18 protein-coding genes are annotated in these 19,632 nt (G+C 39.9%); 9 read left to right on the plus strand and 9 right to left on the minus strand.

All coding sequences use genetic code 11. The features are described from left to right. Positions 1-181 precede the first annotated feature (181 nt). Genes udk through QP437_RS03245 form a run of 4 tightly spaced genes read left to right on the plus strand, consistent with a single transcriptional unit; the run spans position 182 to position 3,785 of the window. The gene (udk, locus tag QP437_RS03230) at positions 182-823 is read left to right on the plus strand and encodes a uridine kinase (RefSeq protein WP_049372428.1); all 642 of its coding nucleotides are present in this window, start codon (positions 182-184) and stop codon (positions 821-823) included. A gap of 8 nt (positions 824-831) precedes the next feature. Then, a complete protein-coding gene (dcd, locus tag QP437_RS03235; RefSeq protein ID WP_005696382.1) occupies positions 832-1,413 on the plus strand; it encodes a dCTP deaminase in 582 nt (193 codons plus the stop codon). A gap of 3 nt (positions 1,414-1,416) precedes the next feature. Beyond that, on the plus strand, positions 1,417-2,607 hold the full coding sequence (locus QP437_RS03240) for an AsmA-like C-terminal region-containing protein (protein ID WP_075874910.1): 1,191 nt from the start codon (positions 1,417-1,419) through the stop codon (positions 2,605-2,607). Further along, complete coding sequence (locus tag QP437_RS03245; protein ID WP_070591179.1) at positions 2,607-3,785, plus strand: sugar transporter; 1,179 nt, start codon at positions 2,607-2,609, stop codon at positions 3,783-3,785. Before QP437_RS03240 ends, QP437_RS03245 begins: the two co-directional genes overlap by 1 nt. Positions 3,786-3,825: 40 nt before the next feature. Here the strand turns inward: QP437_RS03245 and QP437_RS03250 are convergent, their stop codons facing one another. The 5 genes from QP437_RS03250 to uvrD all read right to left on the minus strand — a co-directional run bounded on the left by QP437_RS03250 (position 3,826) and on the right by uvrD (position 9,993). Further along, positions 3,826-4,809, minus strand: coding sequence for a peptide ABC transporter ATP-binding protein (locus tag QP437_RS03250; RefSeq protein ID WP_049384063.1), 984 nt, complete (start codon positions 4,807-4,809; stop codon positions 3,826-3,828). Continuing rightward, positions 4,802-5,785: a dipeptide ABC transporter ATP-binding protein gene (dppD, locus tag QP437_RS03255; protein WP_285266937.1), complete on the minus strand. Its 984-nt coding sequence runs from the start codon at positions 5,783-5,785 to the stop codon at positions 4,802-4,804. The genes QP437_RS03250 and dppD overlap by 8 nt, the downstream gene beginning before the upstream one ends. An 8-nt stretch (positions 5,786-5,793) precedes the next feature. After that, positions 5,794-6,690, minus strand: a complete 897-nt coding sequence (locus tag QP437_RS03260; RefSeq protein WP_285266938.1) for an ABC transporter permease subunit — start codon at positions 6,688-6,690, stop codon at positions 5,794-5,796. Positions 6,691-6,702: 12 nt separating this feature from the next. Continuing rightward, complete coding sequence (locus QP437_RS03265; protein WP_285266939.1) at positions 6,703-7,707, minus strand: ABC transporter permease subunit; 1,005 nt, start codon at positions 7,705-7,707, stop codon at positions 6,703-6,705. Between the two features lie 108 nt (positions 7,708-7,815). Next, entirely contained in the window at positions 7,816-9,993 is a 2,178-nt protein-coding gene (gene uvrD / locus QP437_RS03270) for a DNA helicase II (protein ID WP_197541878.1), read from the minus strand. Between the two features lie 146 nt (positions 9,994-10,139). Between uvrD and QP437_RS03275 the strand changes: the two genes are divergently transcribed. Beyond that, positions 10,140-11,186 carry an ABC transporter substrate-binding protein gene (locus QP437_RS03275; RefSeq protein WP_197541877.1) on the plus strand — a complete coding sequence of 349 codons (1,047 nt, stop codon included), beginning with the start codon at positions 10,140-10,142 and terminating at the stop codon, positions 11,184-11,186. A gap of 66 nt (positions 11,187-11,252) precedes the next feature. Here QP437_RS03275 and fdhD read toward each other — a convergent pair whose 3' ends face one another. Beyond that, positions 11,253-12,062 carry a formate dehydrogenase accessory sulfurtransferase FdhD gene (fdhD, locus tag QP437_RS03280; RefSeq protein WP_285266940.1) on the minus strand — a complete coding sequence of 270 codons (810 nt, stop codon included), beginning with the start codon at positions 12,060-12,062 and terminating at the stop codon, positions 11,253-11,255. 275 nt (positions 12,063-12,337) lie between these two features. On the opposite strand from fdhD, the gene fdnG reads away from it, so the two are divergent. From fdnG to fdhE, 4 genes are read left to right on the plus strand one after another with little or no spacing between them, the layout of a single operon-like run. Continuing rightward, a complete protein-coding gene (gene fdnG, locus QP437_RS03285; RefSeq protein WP_285266941.1) occupies positions 12,338-15,436 on the plus strand; it encodes a formate dehydrogenase-N subunit alpha in 3,099 nt (1,032 codons plus the stop codon). Between the two features lies 1 nt (position 15,437). Next, positions 15,438-16,373, plus strand: coding sequence for a formate dehydrogenase subunit beta (gene fdxH, locus QP437_RS03290; protein ID WP_285266942.1), 936 nt, complete (start codon positions 15,438-15,440; stop codon positions 16,371-16,373). After that, positions 16,366-17,082: a formate dehydrogenase subunit gamma gene (locus tag QP437_RS03295; RefSeq protein WP_285266943.1), complete on the plus strand. Its 717-nt coding sequence runs from the start codon at positions 16,366-16,368 to the stop codon at positions 17,080-17,082. Before fdxH ends, QP437_RS03295 begins: the two co-directional genes overlap by 8 nt. Before the next feature lie 60 nt (positions 17,083-17,142). Further along, a complete protein-coding gene (gene fdhE, locus QP437_RS03300) occupies positions 17,143-18,051 on the plus strand; it encodes a formate dehydrogenase accessory protein FdhE (RefSeq protein WP_285266944.1) in 909 nt (302 codons plus the stop codon). Positions 18,052-18,106: 55 nt separating this feature from the next. Here the strand turns inward: fdhE and rimI are convergent, their stop codons facing one another. The 3 genes from rimI to QP437_RS03315 are packed head-to-tail and all read right to left on the minus strand — an operon-like array spanning position 18,107 to position 19,554. Next, entirely contained in the window at positions 18,107-18,547 is a 441-nt protein-coding gene (rimI, locus tag QP437_RS03305) for a ribosomal protein S18-alanine N-acetyltransferase (protein WP_285266945.1), read from the minus strand. A 5-nt stretch (positions 18,548-18,552) separates the two neighbouring features. Then, positions 18,553-18,957, minus strand: a complete 405-nt coding sequence (locus QP437_RS03310; protein WP_285266946.1) for a DNA polymerase III subunit psi — start codon at positions 18,955-18,957, stop codon at positions 18,553-18,555. A 3-nt stretch (positions 18,958-18,960) separates the two neighbouring features. Then, complete coding sequence (locus QP437_RS03315) at positions 18,961-19,554, minus strand: hypothetical protein (protein WP_285266947.1); 594 nt, start codon at positions 19,552-19,554, stop codon at positions 18,961-18,963. Positions 19,555-19,632: the final 78 nt, after the last annotated feature.

Here is a 19,632-nt window from a genome sequence, read left to right on the forward strand (position 1 = left end):
ACTCCTCATAAATAACACTGATGAAATAATAAAAACGAGCACATCGTAAGCGAAAACGAAAAAAAATTCCGTGAACTACTTCACAAATTTAAAAAATTTAAATAAAAAAGAAAGGTGAATTTAAACTGATTTTTCTTTATAATCCTTACAATTTTTACCTTCCGTTTTTTGAGGTCGTTCTATGTCAGACTCATCTTGTATTATCATCGCTATCACGGGGGCATCCGCTTCTGGCAAAAGCTCCATTGCTTCCACCGTTCATAAAGAACTTTGCAACGACCTAGGTTGTGAAGAAATTGGGATTATTGCTGAAGACAGCTACTATAAAGATCAAAGCCATTTAGAGATGAGTGAGCGAGTAAAAACCAACTATGACCACCCGAGTTCAATGGACAGAGATTTACTCATTCAACACTTAAAAGACTTAAAAAACGGAACTGCCGTAGATATTCCAGTCTATAGTTATGTTGATCACACCCGAACAGGCGAAACCAAGCACTTCACGCCGAAAAAAATTGTGATTTTAGAAGGGATCTTATTGCTTACTGATGAGCGAGTTCGCCAATTAGCCGATATTTCTGTGTTCGTGGATACACCATTAGATATTTGTTTTATTCGCCGTTTACAACGTGACATGGAAGAACGTGGCCGTTCATTACAATCTGTCATTGACCAATATCGTGCAACTGTTCGTCCAATGTTCTTGCAATTTATTGAGCCATCAAAACAATATGCGGATATCGTGATTCCGCGCGGTGGTAAAAACCGTATTGCGATTAATATGTTAAAAGCTCAAATTCTTCATTTATTAAACCAAAAATAGGAAAAATCATGCGTCTTTGCGATACCGATATCGAACGCTATCTAGATGATGGCATTATTTCTTTAACGCCTCGTCCTGAAAATGACAAAATCAATGGGGCAACCATTGATGTGCGTTTAGGCAATTCATTTCGAGTATTTCGTGAACATTCCGCGCCTTATATTGATTTAAGTGGTCCGAAAGAAGAAGTCTCTGCTCAACTTGAATCAGTGATGAGTGACGAAATTATTATCGGTGATGATGAAGCCTTCTTCTTACATCCAGGTATGTTGGCGTTAGCAACTACATTGGAGTCAGTGAAACTCCCTGCCAATATTATCGGTTGGCTAGATGGTCGTTCTTCACTTGCTCGTTTAGGTTTAATGGTACATGTAACCGCACATCGTATCGATCCAGGTTGGGAAGGCAAAATTGTGTTGGAATTCTACAACTCCGGCAAATTACCTTTAGCATTACGTCCTAATATGGTAATTGGTGCTTTAAGTTTTGAAGTTTTAAGTGGCCCGGCAGCTCGCCCGTATACCAGTCGTAAAGATGCCAAATATAAACATCAGCAGAATGCGGTAGCAAGCCGAATTAATGAGGATTAATCAATGAAAAAGATCGCAATTAGCCTGTTGATCGTGCTGTTTGCGATCTTTGCTTTTTTTTATATTCAACTTCAACAAGCTAAGAGTCTTTTGACCGAACAACTGACGAAACGAGATATTCAACTTGAAACGGTAAGTATTAGCCTCTTTCCACAGCCTGTTATTTCCTTAGAAAAGGTTAAATATCACGCTATTTCTGCACAAAAAATTGAAGGAAAATTACCTTTTATTTCACTCGTTTTTGGGAATCCAACGATTGACGAAATTCAAATTCAGCAAGCTCGCTTTACTGAAAATGCATTGAATTCAGCCAATATCCGCATGGCATTTTCAGATTTTGCACTCAAACAATTTTTAAAAAAAGATCTTACTTTTAATGGTAGCAACCATATTTGGGTGAACCTTGAAAAACCTATTTATGGCAACACCGCAACCTTTGATTTTCTTTTTAACAAAGGAAATATCGCCCTTCGTCAGGAAGGTGAATCACTTATTCAATTTGATGATGTGCAATTCAATCAGCAAAAATTAGGCTATATTGAAATTCATGCTGATTTAACGAAACCACAGAAACTTGCCATTGGTTACATTCGACCGACATGCACCACGAATTGTCTTGCCGTACTCAAATTTAGTAGCTATCTGCAAAAAAGTGCGGTCAATTTTTCTGGTAAAAATTTTCCGTTAACACAGTTGTTAGCGTTACTTAATTTTCCTCAAACCATGACGGGCACAAGTGATTTTAATGTTCAATTAGCTTTTGCAAATTCAGAATTAGCTCAAGGGAAATTTGATTTTAATGCACGTGATGGTGAACTTTTAGGACTTAATCTACTAGATATGGCGGCACAGTATTTACCGATTAATTACAACAGTGATTTAACCGCGAGTAGAAATATGAACACGCCTTATGAGCGTTTTGAATCAAGCCTTTCATTCGAAAATCATTTGCTTAAAGTCGATAAAATAAACTTAAAAACAACCGCACTTTTAGCTGAAGGTGCTGGAGCCATTGATTTAGATAATGTACAATGCGACGTCAATTTAACCTTAAAATCCACTAACGAAAAATACAAAAAGCTGGCATTGCCTATTCGCTTTTTCGATAGTTGCTACTCACCACAGTATAAGGTGAATATTGACCAAAACTTTCGTCATCAATTGAAAGAATTAATTAAAGAGAAATTAAAATAATGTCATTTTATCAGAAAGCAGAAAGAACCCAATATTGGCGCGTAGTCATCATGGCTTGCGCCGCTTTTATTTTTAACACCACGGAATTTGTGCCAGTTGCGTTACTCACTGACATCGGACAAAGTTTTGATATGCAAAGCTCCGATGTAGGTTTAATGATGACCGTTTATGCTTGGACGGTTATGATTATGTCTTTACCCGCCATGCTCGCGACAGGTGATATGGAACGTAAAGGCTTATTGCTGAAACTTTTCGTTATTTTTATCATCGGCCATATTATCTCGGTCATTGCGTGGAATTATTGGATTCTTCTCATTGCTCGTATGTGTATTGCGGTAGCGCATTCACTCTTCTGGGCAATTACCGCATCATTAGTGATGCGTGTGGCACCGAAGAATAAGAAAACACAAGCAATTGGTATGCTCGCTATCGGTACATCCCTTGCGACTATTTTAGGCTTACCATTAGGCCGTTTAGTCGGTCAATTAGTTGGTTGGCGTATTACTTTCGCAATCATTGCAGCATTAGCTTTGGTTGTGATGGTATTTATTATGCGTTTATTACCAAACCTACCAAGTAAAAATGCAGGCTCGTTATCTAGTCTGCCGATTTTAGCAAAACGTCCATTACTTATTGGACTTTATGCCACAACGGTAATCATTGTTTCAGCACACTTTACCGCTTATACCTATATTGAACCCTTTATGGTTCAAATCGGCGAACTAGATCCAAATCTTGCGACAATAATTTTGTTGGTATTTGGGGTTTCTGGCATTACCGCAAGTGTGATCTTTAACCGCTTATACCGCTTTGGTCCAACCCAATTTATCAGTACGGCAATGATTTTATTGGCAGTCTCTTTAGCATTTATGCTTGTTTCTGCAACTTATACCGCCACCATGTTTACCCTTGCTTTTATTTGGGGTATTGGCATTTCTTGTATCGGACTGGCATTACAAATGCGTGTACTGCAACTTGCACCAGATGCAACAGACGTAGCAAGTGCCATTTATTCAGGTATTTTCAATGCGGGTATTGGTGCCGGCGCACTGTTTGGTAACCAAATCGCTCGCCATATTGGTCTTGAATATATTGGCTTTACGGGCGCAGCATTAGCGATGATTGCACTCGGCATCTTTGTCTTCTTCAACTTTCGCTATCGTTCTCAAAACGTCTAAAAAAATGACCGCACTTACTCAAGTGCAGTCATTTTCTTTTCTAATCGAGATGGAAACAAGCGATTAGCTTACCATCAGGATATTTTTCCAATTTCGGTTGCTCATTTCGACATTTATCAGTCGCTTTCCAACAACGCGGATTAAATGCACAACCTTTTGGTGGATTAATCGGGCTAGGTAATTCGCCCTTTAATTTAATCCGCTGACGACGTAATTCAGGCGATAATCTTGGCGTAGCCGAAAGTAATGCTTGCGTATAAGGATGTTGTGGGTTTTTAAAGATCTGCTCTTTTGTACCCATTTCAACACAGCGACCTAAATACATCACCATCACCTCATCTGCAATGTGTTCAACCACCGAAAGATCATGGGAAATAAACACATAAGATAAACCAAGCTCAGCTTGCAAATCCATCATCAAATTCAGCACTTGCGCACGAACGGACACGTCTAACGCAGAAACGGGTTCATCCGCCACAACCACGTCAGGTTCAAGCATTAAACCACGAGCAATTGCGATACGTTGACGCTGTCCACCCGAAAACATATGTGGATATCGATTATAAAACTCTGCACGCAATCCCACTTTTGCCATCATGGCCAATACTTTTTCTTTACGCTCTTTTGCCGATAGATTGGTATTAATGACTAAAGGTTCTTCCAAAATTGTGCCAATTTTCTTACGCGGATTCAGTGAAGCATAAGGGTTTTGAAACACGATTTGGATTTTCTGACGGCGCAATGCTTTCGTTTCGTGATCATTCTCTAAGAAATTTTTCCCGTTGTAATACAACTCACCTTCTGTCGGTTCTTCTATCATCGTCAAAAGACGACCTAGTGTTGATTTACCACAACCTGACTCACCGACTACGGCAAGGGTTTTGCCTCGTTCTAAGGAAAAAGACACACCATCTAATGCCTTAACTTGCTGTGTTTTCGCAAACATCCCTTTTTTCACAGGATAATATTTTTTCAGCCCAATGGCATTGAGCAATGGTGCATTTTCTTGTGCGACATCAGTCATTGCTAGGTTCTCCTTGGGCATTTAATGGGGTGTGACATTTAACTTGTCGATTTCCTACGTGACGTAATTCAGGTTCCACACTTCGACAAAGATCAGTCGCATACGGACAGCGTGGATTTAACAAACAACCTTGTGGGCGATCGTATTTACCTGGCACCACACCGGGTAAAGATTGTAAACGAGATTTACCTTCTGCAAACTCCGGTAAAGAACGCAATAACGCTTGAGTATAAGGATGTTTGGGTTCACGGAAAATATCTTCTGCTCGTCCTTCTTCCACTACTTGTCCTGCATACATCACAATAATACGATGTGCCGCTTCTGCAACTAACGCAAGATCGTGCGTGATCAGAATCAACGACATACATTCTTTTTGCTGTAACTCAAGCAACAAATCTACAATTTGAGCTTGAATGGTCACATCCAGTGCAGTGGTTGGTTCATCTGCAATGAGCAATCTCGGTTTACAAGCAATGGCCATAGCAATCATAACGCGTTGGCTCATCCCGCCAGAAAGCTGATGCGGATAGACATCAATACGTGATTCAGGATCAGGAATACCGACTAAACGCAATAGCTCTAAGGTGCGCTCACGACGTTCTTTTTTGCTGCCTCCTTGATGCGCCTTAATTGCTTCCATAATTTGAAAACCGACTGTATAAGCAGGATTTAAGCTTGTCATCGGGTCTTGGAAGATCATGGCAATATCTGCGCCAACTAATTCCCGCTTTTCTTTTGGCGGCAAGCTTAAGAGATCTTTTCCTTCAAATGCTAAGCCCTGCGCTGAAACTCGACCAGGAAAATCAATTAAGCCCATTATCGCAAGGGAACTCACTGATTTCCCTGAGCCCGACTCACCAACAATGCCTAATACTTCACCTTGATTAACTTGATAGCTAATGCGATCGACTGCTTTAAAAGGTGCTTTTTCATCACCAAAGTGAACAGAAAGTTCTTTTACATCTAATAATGCCATTCTGCCCCCTATTGTTTTAATTTTGGATCGAGTGCATCACGCAACCCGTCTCCCATTAAGTTAAATGCTAAAACAAGCGATAAAATAACTAAACCTGGAATAGTAACCAACCAGTTTGCCGCCTGCATAAAACTACGCGATTCAGATAACATGGTACCCAATTCTGGTGTTGGTGGTTTTGCGCCGATACCTAAGAAACCTAAAGTCGCTAATTCTAAAATCGCATTAGAAATCCCCATCGTCATTTGTACGATAAGCGGTGCAAGGCAATTCGGTAAAATCACAATAAACATTAAACGTAATACGCTTGCTCCTGCCACTCGTGAAGAGGTGACATAATCTCTGTTTTTCTCGTTTAATACTGCTGCACGTGTTAAGCGCACATAACTTGGAATCGAAACCACGGCAATCGCCAACGTCGCATTCGTTAAAGAGGGCTCTAAAATTGACACCACCACAATGGTTAAAAGCAAGTTTGGGATAGCCAACATGATGTCAATGAAACGAACAATTAATGTATCTAATGCCCCGCCATAATAGCCTGCGATCAAGCCAAGACTCGTTCCTAAAATGCAAGATAAAATGACAATAATGAAACCTGCAAAAACAGAAATGCGCGTACCATAAATAATGCGAGAAAGAATATCTCGACCAATGTCATCTGTACCCAGTAAATAAGCTGAATTGCCGCCTTCATACCACGCAGGCGGTAACAATAGCGCTGAACGATTTTGTTCGATAGGATCAAAAGGTGCTATCCAAGGGGCAAAAATACTGATTAATGCCACAGCAAGGATAAAAGTGAGCCCAATCACCGCCCCTTTATTTTGTTTGAAATAAAACCAAAATTCCTGCAACGGTGTGCGCGGTGCGAAGGTTTCAATAGGTAAAGTTTGTTCCGTCATTAATAAGGCTCCTTATTGATGGCGAATACGTGGGTTTACCACGCCATAAAGTAAATCGATCGTCAAATTCACCACAATAATAATTGTAGCAATAATCAACACTGCGCCTTGTAAGACGGGATAATCGCGATTGGTAATCGCATCAATAATCCATTTACCAATACCCGGCCATGAGAAAATTGTTTCGGTTAAAACTGCACCGGATAGTAACTGTCCTACAATCAAGCCCACCACTGTTACAACAGGGATAAGCGCATTACGTAGCGCATGTACAATCACAATTCGGGTATAACTTAAGCCTTTCGCTTTTGCGGTACGAATATAATCTTCACCTAACACTTCCAACATTGAAGAACGTGTCATTCGAGTAATCACCGCAAGTGGAATAGTACCTAACACAATAGCCGGTAGAATCAATGACTTAATGGCATTCCCAAAGGCGCCTGGTACGCCTGAAAGCCAAGTATCGATTAACATAAAACCCGTTGGTGTATCGATCCAGAAACTGTCTTCTAGACGTCCCCCTTGTGGTAAATCTAACCAAGGTGAAACATATAAGATCAAAATTAATCCCCACCAGAAAATCGGCATGGAATAACCCGTTAATGACATGGCTGTCACGGTATGAGAAATCCAACTATCTTTCTTGACGGCCGCAATCGTTCCTAGCGTAATGCCGGCAATTAAAGACCAAAATAACGCAAAGAAAGCCAATTCAAATGTGGCAGGGAAAAGAGTGAAAAACTCTCTCAGAACAGGTTGTTGGGTGCGGAATGATTCACCGAAATCGCCTTGTATTACATTACCAATATAATTGAAATATTGCTGATACAATGGTAAATCAAGACCAAGTTGTTTCATCATTTGTTGATGAACTTCTGGCGTTAAACCTCGCTCTCCCATCATAATCTCCACAGGATCGCCTGGAATAAAATGAATGAGAGCAAAAGTCACAAAAGTAATGGCGATAAAGGTAGGAATCACCATTAAAATACGTTTTAAAATAAATTTAAACATCTACTTCCCACATGATAAAAGTGCGGTCGTTTCTTCAAACGTTTTCGCACTGGCATATTGAATATGAACATCAATATTCATACTCGTTGCAATAAAATCCTCCCGATTCTACCGCACTTTTTCTAATTTTGCCAAATGCGCAATCAGCCACTTAATGCCTTGAGCTTGGAAAGCAATTTGTAAACGGGTGTTATTATCTGAACCTTCAACGTTTATGACGGTACCAAAACCAAACTTCTCATGTTTCACTTTTTGCCCCATTTTCCATTCATTTTCTGGCAAACTCGTACTTAAACTCCCTACTTTCGCTTGGTTTAATGCTCGAGTCACCGTTCCGCGCAAGCGGATTTCTTGAATGCACTCTGATGGCAATTCTGTAATAAAACGTGAAGGCAAATGGCGTTCTTCTTTCGTGTAGACTCGGCGACTTTCTGCATAACAAATAGTAAGCTTTTGCTTAGCTCGAGTAATACCCACATAAGCAAGACGGCGTTCTTCTTCTAAACGACCGGGTTCTTCAAATGAACGGAAACTTGGAAATACTCCCTCTTCTACCCCAACCATAAACACGCGTGGGAATTCCAAGCCTTTTGCAGAGTGTAAGGTCATCATTTCCACACAAGATTGATGCGGCGAAGCCTGCTCTTCTCCCGCTTCTAAAGAAGCATGAGTTAAAAAGGCGGTAAGATCGGTCATATCCTCTGCTTCATCAGGTTTGATAAATTCTCGGGTTGCCGTCACCAATTCTTCTAAGTTTTCAATACGCACTTCACCTTTCTCGCCTTTTTCCTGTTTATACATATCGTATAAGCCAGAATGTTTAATCACGAAATCAGTCTGTGCAAACAATGGCATTTCGGCTGTATCAACCTGCAAAGAATTAATCAACTCTTGGAAACGCAACAATGCTGTTGAAGCACGTCCCGTTAGCATATTTTCTTGTGTGGCCACTTGCACTGCTTGCCATAAGGTAATTTGACGCTCACGGGTTAAATTTCGTAACACATCTAAAGTACGATCGCCAATACCACGCGTAGGCGTATTAATCACACGTTCAAACGCGGCATCATCTTGACGATTATTAATTAAGCGTAAATACGCCAATGCATCTTTAATTTCTTGGCGTTCGAAGAATCGCATCCCGCCATAAATCCGATAAGGAATTTGGCAACGAATCAAGGCTTCTTCAATAACACGAGATTGGCTATTACTACGATATAAAACAGCACAATCATCTAATTTCCCACCGTCATCTACCCAATTTTGGATTTGAGACGCCACAAATTTTGCCTCATCTAATTCATTAAATGCTGCATAAATACCTACTGGCTCCCCCATTTCACCGTCGGTCCATAAATTCTTACCGAGACGATCACTATTATTCGAAATAAGTTGGTTGGCACTTTTCAGGATATTGCCGGTAGAACGATAATTTTGCTCCAAACGAATAGTTTCAGCGTTGAAATCTTTTAGGAATTTTTGAATATTTTCGACTTGCGCACCACGCCAACCATAAATGGATTGGTCATCATCGCCCACAATCATCACTTTACCCATATTACCCGCAAGAATTTTGATCCAGGCATATTGGATTTTATTGGTATCTTGAAACTCATCCACCAAAATGTGCTGAAAACGTTGCTGATAGCGTTGTAAAATTACGAGCTTTTTAGCAAATAATTCATACGCACGAATTAACAATTCAGCAAAATCCACCAATCCCGCACGATCACAAGTATCTTGATAAATTTGATAAATCTTAATCCACTCTTTTTCCTGGCGATCTCCAAAATCATTAATATCTTGCGGTCTTAAACCTTCATCTTTTTTATTATTGATATACCAGCACGCTTGTTTCGGTGGAAATGCTTTATCATCATAATTGTGCAATTTCATCAAGCGTTTCACTAAACGAAGTTGGTCTTCAGAATCCAAAATCTGGAAATCTTGTGGCAAGTTCACATCTAAATGGTGAGCGCGTAATAATCGATGGGCAATGCTATGGAATGTCCCAATCCACATACCAAATAGATTCGATTGAGCATGTTTGGATAAGGTATCTTGAATACGATGACGCATTTCAGCAGCGGCTTTATTGGTAAAGGTGACCGCCATAATGCTGCCTTCAGAAATATTTTCTACGGCAATCAACCAAGCAATACGATGAGTCAAGACGCGAGTTTTACCACTTCCCGCACCTGCAAGTACAAGGTAATTACCAAGCGGTGCTGCCACTGCTTCACGTTGTTTATCATTCAAGCCATCAAGTAATTCTGAAATATCCATTGCTCTTATTTTAATCTGGTTAAATTTACAGGGATTATAGTGGGAATTATATTTTTAAACAACCTGATATTTACAAATTTACTCCGTCCCTTTATATTAGCAATATCAAATAATTACTAAATATTGACGAAGTTAAAGGAGACACAATGTCAATTAAAACAACGCTAAAATTAACCGCACTTTCAGCCCTAACCGCCCTCGCGTACACTTCTCACGCACAGGCTGAAGGAAAACTTACTGTCTATTGCAGCGTGCAAAACGTTGTATGCGAAAAAGTCACTCAAGCCTTTAGTAAAAAATACAATGTAGATGCACAATTTGTGCGTAATAGTACAGGCGTCGTATTAGGCAAAATTAAAGCGGAAAAAGAAAACCCACAAGCTGATTTCTGGTTTGGTGGTACCATTGAACCCCATCTTCAAGCCGCAGAGTTAGGCTTGCTTGAATCCTATCGTTCCCCATTACAAAAAGATATCATGCCGCAGTTTAAATCTTTAATGGAGCAACGCGGTAATTTCACCTCAGTTATTTATTTAATGGAACTTGGCATTGGGGTAAATACTAAAAAATTAAAAGAATTGAATATTCCTGCGCCAAAATGTTATGCAGATCTGATAAAACCAGAATATCAAGGTCAAATTCAATATCCAGATCCTCGCGTTTCGGGTACAGGTTATTCACTTATCAGTACTTTTTCCACATTATGGGGAGAAGAAAAAGCTTTCGATTATTTGAAAAAATTAGAACCCAATCTCATGCAACATACCAAAACAGGTCTTGCGAGCAACTATTTGGCTAACGGTACTGTGGCGATTGATTTAGGTTTTATGCTGGTTTACCCGCGTGAGAAGAAAAATGGTGCACCAGTTGAAGGCATTTTACCATGCGAAGGCGTAGGTTATTCTTTAGGCGGGGCAAGCATCATTAAAGGATCGAGAAACCTGGATAATGCCAAACTGTTTATGGATTTCGTGCTAAGCAAAGAAGCACAAGAAATTCCGTGGAAAGAATCAGACTCTTATCAACTTCCAACCAATATCCATGCAGAACCTGCACCTGGTTTCCTACCGGCTAGCAAATTAAAACTAGTGGATATTGATTTTATGAAATTTGGTACAGATCAAGAAGGCAAACGCCTCACCCAACGTTGGGTTTCTGAAGTGCTCTTAGAGGGTAAATCGCCAAAAGAATAAAGGGAATAAACAAAAAGTGTGGTCAAAATAAGAATGTTTTGACCGCACTTTTTTTAACATATGAAACTAAGCTAAAACAAATCGCTCTTTACCCGCATAGATATTGGCTTTTCCTGGGCGAGCAAAGCCGATAAGGGAAAGATTGTATTGTTCGGCCATATTGACAGCAAGATCTGTCGCAGCAGAAATCGCAACAAGTAACTCGATGCCACAAGCTACCGATTTTTGAACCATTTCATAACTGGCTCGGCTTGAAACAAGTACAAATCCTTGCGGTTGATTCTGTTTAGCATGCCAACCGATTAATTTATCTAGCGCAACATGTCGCCCTACATCCTCTCGAATCGCCAGTAAATTACCTGACAAATCAAAAAAGGCCGCTGCATGTGTTGCCCCTGTTTCTTTCCCGAGTTCTTGATTGGCTTGTAATTGTTCTAAACAGCCATCTAATAAATTTAAATTAAATTGGAAAGTGCGGTCTAATTTTGGCAATTTTTTATAAACTTGTGAGATTTGTTCTGTGCCGCAAATGCCACATCCTGTTCTACCAGTTAATGTTCGACGATGATCTTTTAATGCTACAAATTGACGGCTAGATAATTCAATTTGCACTTCAATACCATTGCATACTTCCACCACATCAATGCCATAAATATCCGCTTTTTTCTCAATAATACCTTCCGCCAATGAAAAGCCTAAAGCAAAATCCTCTAAATCTTGTGGAGAACACATCATGACGGTATGTGCAATACCATTATAGACAAGAGAAACAGGGACTTCCGCAGCCAGACTATCTTGTTTTTCAATAAAAAGTGCGGTCGGATTTTCAGGTGTTTTTTTAAAAAAATTGATTGTTTTTTGGATTATCCAGTGCATTATTTTTTCCCAATAAAATGGTTGTAGTAAAAATGTTACGATTTTTTAACAAAAAATATTTATTTTGTGATCTAGCTCAAGTTTTGAAACGATTATAACAAGTTTTGATTATAGATTTCAGGTTAAAAAATAGTTAAAATTATCCCTGTTTAAATTGGTCATTATTATAGCCGATTTAATGGTTGATACGTTATTTTAACGAAATCAAATAAATTATCTATACGAATTTATACTATCGAAATATCTTAACGGTTCGCCGTTATGAAGGAGTGATTATGCAGGTCTCTAGACGTAAGTTCTTTAAGATCTGTGCAGGTGGTATGGCGGGGACGTCTGCGGCAATGTTGGGCTTTGCACCATCATCTGTTTTAGCAGCGCCACGTGAGTACAAATTATTACGGGCATTTGAATCCCGTAACACCTGTACATATTGTTCTGTAAGCTGTGGTATGTTGCTATATAGCACAGGTAAACCTTACGATTCCTTAAGCAGCCACACAGGTACCAATACCCGTTCTAAATTATTCCACCTTGAAGGTGACCCAGACCATCCGGTAAGTCGTGGAGCGTTGTGTCCGAAAGGTGCAGGTGCGTTAGACTATGTTAATAGTAAAAGTCGCGTACTATATCCTGAATATCGTGCACCAGGTTCTGACAAGTGGGAACGTATTTCTTGGAAAGATGCAATCAAACGCATTTCTCGTTTACTAAAAGATGACCGTGATGCCAACTTTGTTGAAAAAGATGCAAGTGGCAAAACTGTTAACCGTTGGACAACTACAGGTATTATGACCGCCTCCGCTATGAGTAATGAGGCCGCACTTCTTACCCATAAATGGGTTCGAATGATGGGCATAGTGCCGATGTGTAACCAAGCGAATACTTGACACGGACCAACGGTAGCAAGTCTTGCTCCATCATTTGGTCGCGGTGCCATGACAAACAACTGGGTTGACATCAAAAACGCCAATCTTATTATTGTTGAAGGCGGTAACCCTGCTGAAGCTCACCCTGTTGGCTTCCGTTGGGCGATCGAAGCGAAGAAAAACGGTGCAAAAATCATCGTAATTGATCCTCGCTTTAACCGTACAGCGTCTGTAGCTGACCTTCATGCGCCAATTCGTTCTGGTACTGATATCGCATTCTTAATGGGTGTGATCCGTTACCTATTGGAAACCAATCAAATCCAACACGAATACGTTAAACACTATACCAATGCTTCATTCTTAATTGATGAAGGCTTCAAATTTGAAGATGGTTTATTCGTAGGTTTTGATGAAGAAAAACATGCTTACGATAAATCAAAATGGAATTATCAATTTGATGAAAATGGTTTTGCCAAACGTGATATGACCTTACAAGATCCTCGTTGTGTGATTAATATCTTGAAAGATCACGTCTCTCGCTATACCCCAGAAATGGTTGAGCGTATCACAGGCGTCAAACAAAAAACCTTCTTACAAATCTGTGAAGAGATTGGTAAAACCTCTGCTCCAAACAAAACTATGACGCACTTATATGCGTTAGGTTTAACTGAGCATACAATTGGTACACAAAACATTCGCTCAATGGCAATGATCCAATTACTCTTAGGTAACATGGGTATGCCAGGCGGTGGTATTAATGCATTGCGTGGACACTCAAACGTACAAGGTACAACAGATATGGGCTTATTGCCGATGTCTTTACCAGGTTATATGCGTCTACCAAATGACAAAGATAGCTCTTACGAACAATACATTAATGCGATTACGCCAAAAGATATCGTACCGAACCAAGTGAACTACTATCGTAATACGTCGAAATTCTTCGTGAGTATGATGAAAACGTTCTATGGTGATAAAGCAACCAAAGAAAATGGTTGGGGCTTCGATTTCTTACCGAAAGCAGATCGTTTATACGATCCTATCACTCATGTTAAGTTAATGAATGATGGCAAATTGAACGGTTGGATTTTACAAGGTTTCAACGTATTAAACTCATTACCGAACAAAAACAAAACTGTTGCAGGTATGAGCAAATTGAAATTCTTAATCGTAATGGATCCGCTTCAAACTGAATCTTCTGAATTCTGGAAAAACTTTGGTGAATCAAACGATGTAAATCCAGCAGATATTCAAACTGAAGTATTCCGTTTACCAACTACTTGTTTCGCAGAAGAAGATGGCTCTATTACCAACTCCGGTCGTTGGGCGCAATGGCACTGGAAAGGCTGTGACCAACCAGGTGAAGCACTACCAGATGTTGAAATTCTTTCTATGATTCGTGAAGAGATGCATCATCTCTATCAAGAAGACTTGAAAAAAGGTATTCAACCAAAAGGTTTAGAATCTTTCGAAGCGATGACTTGGAACTATGTACAACCGCATGCGCCAAGCTCCGCAGAGTTAGCAAAAGAATTAAATGGTTATGCCCTTGAAGATCTTTTAGATGCAAACGGTAATGTGGTTTATAAGAAAGGTCAATTACTTAACGGATTCGCTCACTTACGTGATGACGGTACAACCTCTGCAGGTAACTGGATATACGTAGGTCAATGGACTGAAAAAGGTAACCAAACGGCAAACCGTGACAATTCTGACCCTTCAGGTTTAGGTTGTACATTAGGTTGGGGCTTCGCATGGCCAGCAAACCGCCGTGTCCTTTATAGCCGTGCTTCACTTGATATTAACGGTAATCCTTGGGATAAACATCGTCAATTAATCAAATGGAACGGTAAAAACTGGAACTGGCATGATGTGGCTGACTATGGTACACAACCACCGGGTTCTGATGTAGGTCCATTCATTATGTCTGCAGAAGGTGTAGGCCGTTTATTTGCAGTAGATAAAATTACAAGTGGTCCAGTGCCTGAGCACTATGAACCAATTGAAAGCCCAATTGATACTAACCCACTGCATCCAAGTGTCGTCTCAGATCCGACAATTCGTATTTATAAAGAAGACCGCGAATTTATCGGCTCAAATAAAGACTTCCCGTATGTGGCTACGACTTATCGTTTGACCGAGCACTTCCACAGTTGGACTGCTCAATCTGCATTAAATATCATCGCTCAACCACAACAATTCGTAGAAATCGGTGAAAAATTAGCTGCAGAAAAAGGTATCCAAAAAGGTGATATGGTGAAAATTACTTCTCGCCGTGGCTACATTAAAGCCGTCGCAGTCGTAACGAAACGTTTGAAAGATTTAGAAGTCGACGGACGTACCGTACACCATATAGGTCTTCCAATTCACTGGGGGATGAAAGCCTTAAATGGTAAAGGTAATCGTGGTTTCTCCACCAATACCTTATCACCATCTTGGGGTGAATCGGTTACACAAACACCAGAATATAAAACATTCTTGGTAAATATCGAGAAGGCGGGGGCATAATATGGCAGGAAATGGTCAAGGCGTTCAATCGCAAGACATTATCAAGGTCTCCGCTACGTCTGGTTTTACGCCAGCACCTCAAGCGCGAGATCATAAAGTTGAAGTAGCAAAATTAATCGACGTATCCACCTGTATCGGTTGTAAAGCCTGTCAGGTGGGCTGTTCAGAGTGGAATGATATCCGCTCTGACGTCAATGCACAATGTGTGGGGATCTACGATAACCCAGTAGATCTCAACGCAAAAGCATGGACTGTGATGCGCTTTAACGAAGTAGAAGAAAATGATCGTTTAGAATGGTTAATCCGTAAAGATGGTTGTATGCACTGTTCAGAACCAGGCTGTTTAAAAGCTTGTCCTGCACCAGGTGCAATCATCCAATATGCGAACGGTATCGTGGATTTCCAATCTGATAAATGTATCGGTTGTGGTTACTGTATCGCAGGTTGTCCGTTCAATATTCCACGTATGAACCCAGACGACAACCGCGTGTACAAATGTACCCTTTGTGTGGATCGTGTTTCTGTAGGCCAAGAACCGGCTTGCGTGAAAACATGTCCAACCGGTGCAATTCGTTTTGGTTCTAAAGAAGAGATGAAACTCTACGCAGAACAACGTGTTGCTGACTTAAAATCACGTGGTTACGAAAATGCAGGCATCTACGACCCTGAAGGCGTGGGCGGTACACACGTAATGTATGTATTACATCATGCTGATAAACCTGAGCTTTATAACGGTCTACCGAAAGATCCACAAATTGACCTCACCGTCACTGTGTGGAAAGATATCTTGAAACCGGTAGCTGCTGTGGCAATGGGAGGTTTAGCGCTTGCTGAAATCGGTCACTACTTAGCTGTAGGTCCAAACGTAGAAGAAGATGTAGAAGATCATCACGAAATATTTGAAGAAGAAGATAGAAAAGGGGGCAAAGATGAGTAAGATTGAGATTAGCAATGATACTCGAATCATTCGTCATAGAACGCCTGCTCGTTTTAGCCACTGGCTACTCGTAATCTGCTTCTTTATGACGATGTTCACTGGTGTGGCTTTCTTCTTCCCAGATTTTGCGTGGTTAACTGAGATTTTAGGTACCCCGCAACTGGCGCGAGCAATTCACCCGTTCACCGGTATCATTATGTTCGTTGCCTTTATTTTCCTTGGCTATCTTTACTGGGATCACAACATTCCAGAGAAAAACGATATCCGCTGGTTAAAAGGCATGGTTGAAGTATTGAAAGGAAATGAACACGCTGTTGCTTATAACGGTAAGTATAACCTTGGTCAAAAAATGTTATTCTGGACATTGAACTTGGCGATGGTTACCTTGCTTGTAACCGGCATCATTATGTGGCGTCAATTTTTCTCGCACTACTTCTCTATCCCGGTATTACGTTTTGCGATTTTACTTCACTCTTTAAGTGCATTCATGTTGTTCACCGGTATCTTGGTACACATGTACATGGCATTCTGGGTGAAAGGCTCCATTCGTGGTATCGTGGAAGGTTGGGTAACCGTTCGCTGGGCGAAAAAACACCACCCGAAATGGTATCGTGAGGAAGTACTTCCTAAGCTAGAAGAAGACCTTAAAAACGAAGCTGAAGGTAAAAAAGTAAAAACCAAAGCATTGTTCAAAGGTATCAATGGCTAAAATCAAAAAGTGCGGTTAAAATTGACCGCACTTTTTCTTATAAATACTTAAGAGACAATTATGAGTATCAAAATCTTATCTGCAGACGAAATCAAACAAAAAACGAATTCATACGATATTCCGCCTGTTTTGTTTGCTAACCCTAAAAATCTTTATCAACGTCGTGCAAAACGTTTAAGAGAATTAGCGAAAGATCATCCATTGGCTGATTATTTACTCTTTGCTGCAGATGTTGTGGAAAGCCAATTAAGCGTATTTGAAAAAAATCCATTAGAAAAACAGCATTTCGATAATTTAGATGAACTTGAACCGTTAAATACTAAAACATTTAAACGCTCAAGTATTTGGATTGAATATCTCAAAGAAATTTTACATAGCATTAAACCAAAAGCAAATGAACAGGTTCTTGCTACGATTGAGAATCTTGAAAAAGCCTCTGATAAAGAGCTTGAAGAAATGGCTAGTCATCTTTTAAGCCAAGAATTTAATTTGGTGAGCACCGATAAAGCTGTCTTTATTTGGGCTGCGCTTTCTCTTTATTGGCTACAACTGGCTCAACAAATTCCTCATAACAGTCACCAAGAAGGAACTGACAATCTACATTACTGCCCAGTTTGTGGTTCTGCGCCAGTGTCAAGTGTTGTCCATATCGGTACTTCACAAGGTTTACGCTATTTGCACTGCAATCTCTGTGAAAGTGAGTGGAATTTAGTGCGCGCACAATGCACAAACTGCAATGAACACAAAAATCTTGAAATGTGGTCATTAAATGAAGAGCTTGCTCTTGTTCGTGCTGAAACCTGTGGCGATTGCCAAAGCTATTTAAAAATCATGTTCCAAGAAAAAGATCCGAATGTTGAAGCGGTAGCAGATGATTTAGCATCAATTTTCTTAGATATTGAAATGGAAGAAAAAGGCTTCGCACGCAGTGGGTTAAATCCATTTGTCTTCCCAGCAGAAGAAGTGTAATGTCTTATTTTTCAGATAAACAAAGTGCGGTCAAAATTGACCGCACTTTTTCATTCTAGAGATAACATGCCATCACGACAGCATTTTCTCGTCCACCATCTGGTTTGGGATAATAATTCTTACGAATATCAACCTCATTAAATCCCAACTTTTCATAAAGGAATCGAGCAGGATTCGATTCTCGCACTTCAAGCCAAAGCGTTTGAATGCCTTTCTCTTTAAGCTTATCCATTAAACCTTGCAATAAAAACGAACCGTAGCCCTTTCCTTGTTGAGCTGGGTCAATCGCAATATTAAATAATGTGGCTTCATCTAATACCATTTGGCAAATAGCAAAACCAAGCACTCGCTCCTTTTCCACTAATTTCAAATTGAGATAACGCTCGCCGACATTATTTTTCAATGTTCCCAATGACCAAGGCACAAGATGTGCTGCTTGTTCAATTTCATATAAGCGATCCATATCGCATTCTTCAATAGGAAAAAGAGAAGCCATAATGATTAAATTTGTTGGATTTGTTGCCAAAGCTCACGTTTAGCTTGGCTATCTTGCTGGAATTGTTGCCAATCAACAGAGCGATAAACTCGCTCTGCATTTAGGCAATAAGGCAAAGTGCGGTCAATTTCATCAGCATTTTCAGCCAATAACCAATACCGTACAGAATGTTGTAACGTGATATGTTGAATTTGATCGAAATTCAGGCAAAGGCAATCTTCTTTTTTGAGCTCTAGCGCAAGTCGAATATCTGCAAAAAGCGGTGAACTCAAGAGATTATCATTAGTCACCACAATAAATTTCACTTGTTCTGAAACACTCACACCTACCGCCCCTTGCAATACTTCTGGGCGATAGAGCTGCCAACGGGTTATTCCCATTTCATTTAAAAGAAGATTGCGTCTATCCATAGATTAACGAGCAATAGTATCTAACGGATAATCTCTTAAACCTTTAACAATCGCTTTTTCTTGCGCATCTGTTGGTTTTTCTTGATATGCTTTTAAGCTACGGAAAGAAAGAATGTTTTTCGCTTGATAAACCACGGCGATAAAGCGTTGGAAATCTTTACCATCACAAGCATAGTAAACATCTGAAGCGTTACCAATCGTTTTTAACTCACATACTTTTTTGTTTGCATCAAGATATTTTGTTGTTAATTCAGGAACGTGAGAAACATCTTTTAAATAATAGGTTTCGCTCATAATGAATTTACGATTGCTACGATCTACGCTTGCTGCACCACTTAAGAAACGCGGATCTTCTGATTTATCAAAGGCTTTAGTTTGTTTATAGAATTTTTCGCCATTGAATGTGACTTCTTGGTTACCTTTTTTGATGCGCTCAAACTGCGCATCTAAGCTTTGCGCTTGTGCAGCAGGTAATTCAACTTTTGAGCTTGTTGTTGGTAAGGTTGAAGTTTTTTGTTTGTTACCTTGAAGTTGTTCGATTAATTGACAGCCAGACAATAAACTTGCCATTGCGACTGCGGTGATGATTTTTTTCATAAATAATTCCTTAATAAATACGTTTAAATCGTTTTCTTTTGTTAGAATAACACATAATTTTAACCAATAAACCACAGG

The organism is Haemophilus sp. UMB1048 (assembly GCF_030218125.1).
In the GTDB taxonomy this organism is placed as follows: Bacteria; Pseudomonadota; Gammaproteobacteria; order Enterobacterales; family Pasteurellaceae; genus Haemophilus_D.